The sequence below is a fragment of the Variovorax sp. P4_D9 genome (assembly GCF_056401695.1).
Map to the genome: position 1 here is coordinate 1 of NZ_JBFUIU010000903.1, position 3,419 is coordinate 3,419.

3 protein-coding genes are annotated in these 3,419 nt (G+C 69.8%); 2 read left to right on the forward strand and 1 reads right to left on the reverse strand.

All coding sequences use genetic code 11. The features are described 5' to 3' along the window. Nucleotides 1-292 (reverse strand): enoyl-CoA hydratase/isomerase family protein (locus AC1DY5_RS47980; RefSeq protein ID WP_478121390.1); only part of this gene is annotated, 292 nt, incomplete at its 3' end. A 99-nt stretch (nucleotides 293-391) separates the two neighbouring features. On the opposite strand from AC1DY5_RS47980, the gene AC1DY5_RS47985 reads away from it, so the two are divergent. Both AC1DY5_RS47985 and AC1DY5_RS47990 read left to right on the forward strand, forming a co-directional pair. Continuing rightward, nucleotides 392-2,293, forward strand: a complete 1,902-nt coding sequence (locus AC1DY5_RS47985) for a feruloyl-CoA synthase (protein ID WP_478121391.1) — start codon at nucleotides 392-394, stop codon at nucleotides 2,291-2,293. 45 nt (nucleotides 2,294-2,338) lie between these two features. Next, nucleotides 2,339-3,419, forward strand: a 1,081-nt coding sequence (locus AC1DY5_RS47990; RefSeq protein WP_478121392.1) for an acyl-CoA dehydrogenase family protein, incomplete at its 3' end; no start/stop codon positions are given.

A 3,419-nucleotide genomic window follows, 5' to 3' on the forward strand; every position in this document is an offset into this window, starting at 1 on the left:
GGAGCGGGATCTGCGCGATGCGCGTGATCGAGTGCTTCGCCACGTAGGGCTTGCCGAGCGCCGGGTCGACCCACGGCGCTGTACCGGGCGAGCGCAGGTCATGGCCGGCGCAGAACGCGCGACCGGCGCCGGTGACGATCAGCACGCGTGTGGCGGCGTCGTGCCGCAGCGCCTCCAGCTGCGCGATCAGCGCCTCGTACATCGGGAAGCTGAAGGCGTTCAGCGCATCGGGCCGGTTGAGCGTCAGCGTGGCGATGCCGTCGTCGGAGCGTTCGTAGAGGAGGTCGGTCATGGCGCGATTGGCTTGTCTCTCGTGTTCGAATTCTAGTACGATGTTCAATTAAATGACTGCTCCGCCGCATCCGCGGCCATGATTCAGGAGACACTTTCCATGTCCCAGCGCGATCCCTCGTTCGATGCGCCGATCCGGCCTGTGCGGCTCGGGCCGGTCGCCTGCGAGGTGGCATACGACGTGGATGGCGGCGTCCGCATGCGCCTCGCCGAGCCGCTGCAGCGCTATCCGCGGCGCTACACCGACCGGCTGGTCCAGTGGGCCCTGGAACGGCCCGGGCACGTGTTCCTCGCCCGCCGCCCGCCGGGCGGGCCGAAGACCGGCGCCTGGGAGACCCTGTCCTTCGCCGACACGCTGGGCAAGGTGCGGGCGATCGGCCAGTCGCTGCTGGACCGCGGGCTCGGCGCCGCGCGGCCGGTGATGATCCTGTCGGAGAACGACTTCGACAACCAGCTGCTGGCGCTGGCCTGCACGCACGTCGGCGTTCCGTACGTGCCGGTGACGCCGGCGTACTCGCTGCTGTCGCAGGACCATGCGAAGCTGAAGTTCCTGAACGAACGCGTGCGACCGGGGCTGGTCTATGCGTCCAGCGCCGCGGCCTACGGGCGTGCCGCGCGGGCGGCCTTCCCCGAGGCGGAGTTCGTGGCCAGCGACGCCGAAGGCGGTGCCACGCCGTTCTCCGCGCTGCTGGAAGCCGCGCCGGGCAACGCGGTCGACGCGGCCTATGACGCGATCCGGCCCGAGCAGGTGGCCAAGGTGATGTTCACCTCCGGCACCACCGGCGAGCCGAAGGGCGTGATGCTGACGCAACGCATGCTCTGCAGCAACCGCCAGCAGGTCGTCCAGGCGATGCCCTTCCTGCTCGACGAGCCGCCGGTGCTGGTGGACTGGCTGCCGTGGCACCACACCTTCGGCGGCACCAACAACCTCGGCATCGCGCTGTACTGCGGCGGCTCCTATTTCCTGGACCCTGGCAAGCCGATGGTCGGGGCGGTTCGGCCCAGCGTCGACGCGCTGCGCGAAGTGTCGCCGACGATCTACTACAACACGCCGGGGGGCCTGGCCGCGTTGCTGCCGCACCTGCGCGACGACGCGCTGCTGCGCGAGCGCTTCTATGCCCGGCTGCAGCTGCTGTACTACGGCGGCGCGGTGCTGCCCGCGCACATCTGGGCCGGCCTCGACGAGGTGGCGGTGAAGCACTGCGGCGAGCGGGTGCTGATCGTCTCGGGCATCGGCTCCACCGAGTGCGGCCCGGTGCCGCTGACGACGAGCTGGGATCCGCGCCGCGAGGCGATCGTCGGCCTGCCGGTGGCCGGGGTCGAACTGAAGCTCGCGCCGGTGAACGACAAGCTCGAGCTGCGCGTGCGGGGCGACTGCGTGACGCCCGGCTACTGGAACGATCCCGAGCGCAGCGCCGCCGCGTTCGACGACGAAGGCTACTTCTGCCTCGGCGACGCGGCGAGCTTCGTCGACCCCCCGCATCCTGAACGCGGATTGCGCTTCGACGGCCGGATCGCCGAGAACTTCAAGCTCTCCAGCGGCACCTGGGTCCATGCGGGGCCGCTGCGCTGCACGGCGCTGGCTGCGTTCTCGCCGCTCGTGCAGGACGTCGTGATCGCCGGCAGCGGCGAGAACCATGTCGGCGCGCTGGTATTCCCCGATCTCGCGGCGTGCCGTGCGCTCGACCCGGCACTCCCGGCCGATGCGCCCGCGGCCGAAGTCATCGCGAGTCCACTCGTTCGGGCGGCCTTCCAGCAGCGGCTGGATGCGCTGGACGCCGGCGCCACCGGCAGCTCGAACCGCGTGCTGCGCATCGTCGTCGAGAGCGAGCCGGCCACGCTCGACAGCGGCGAGATGACCGCCAAGGCCACGCTCAGCCCGGTCGTGGTGCTGCGCCGCCGTGCCGCTGCGGTGGCCGAGCTGTTCGCCGACCCGCAGCCCGCGCGCGTGCTCTGCGCACGCGACGAGGCATTGACAGCCTGCTTCACATCGTTAGAATAAGCGAATAACGTTCATATATTTGACCAACCAGAAACGACAGTGTCCATGCGCTTCGAGTTTTCCCGCGAGGACGAGGCCTTCAGGCTGGAGGTTCGTGCGTTCTTCCGCGACCACCTGCCGCCGCCGATGGCGCGCCGCTTCTACATCGGCGCGCATCCGCCGACGCGCGACGACGTGCGGGCGTTCCAGAAGCTCATGCACGGCCGTGGCTGGGGCGCGCCGCACTGGCCCCTCGAATGGGGCGGCACCGGCTGGAGCCCGCTGCGCAAGCACCTGTTCATGCAGGAGCTGTACGACGCCGACGGACTTGACTACAGCTGGCAGGGGCTGCACATGGTCGCGCCGGTGATGCTCGCGTTCGCGTCCGAGGCGCAGAAGCGGCGCTTCCTGCCGCCCATGCTGGCCGGCGACGAGTTCTGGACCCAGGGCTTCTCCGAGCCCAACGCCGGCTCGGACCTTGCGAGCCTGAAGACGCGCGCCGAGCGGGTCGGCGACGACTACGTCGTCAACGGCCAGAAGATCTGGACCAGCGATGCCTCGATGGCCGAGTGGGGCTTCTTCCTGGTGCGCACCGACCCGGACGTGAAGCCGCAGCGCGGCATCTCGTTCCTGCTGATCGGGATGGACACGCCGGGCCTGACGGTGCGGCCGATCGTCTCGATCGAAGGCGGCCTCGGGCTCAACGAAGTGTTCCTCGACAACGTGCGGGTTCCCTGCGAGAACCTGGTCGGCGAGCCGGGCATGGGCTGGACCTATGCCAAGTACCTGCTCGGCAAGGAGCGCACCGCGAGCGCCTTCCTCTACTTCAACAAGCGCGAGCTCGAGAAGGCGCGCGAGATCGCCGCGGTGCAGCGCGTGAACGGCCAGCGCCTGATCGAGCGCCCCGAGTTCGCCCGCAAGCTCGCGCGCGTCGAGGTCGACCTGCTCGCGCTCGAATACTCGGTGCTGCGCGTGCTGTCGGAGGAGAAGAGCCGCCACGACCTCGATGCGGTGGTGTCGGCGCTGAAGCTGCGCGGCTCGGCGCTGCAGCAGCGCGTCACCGAACTGCAGGTGGAGGCGCTGGGCCTGCATGCGCTGCGCCAGTGGGGCCACGACGAGGGCGAGGCGATCGACGGCGACGAGGCGC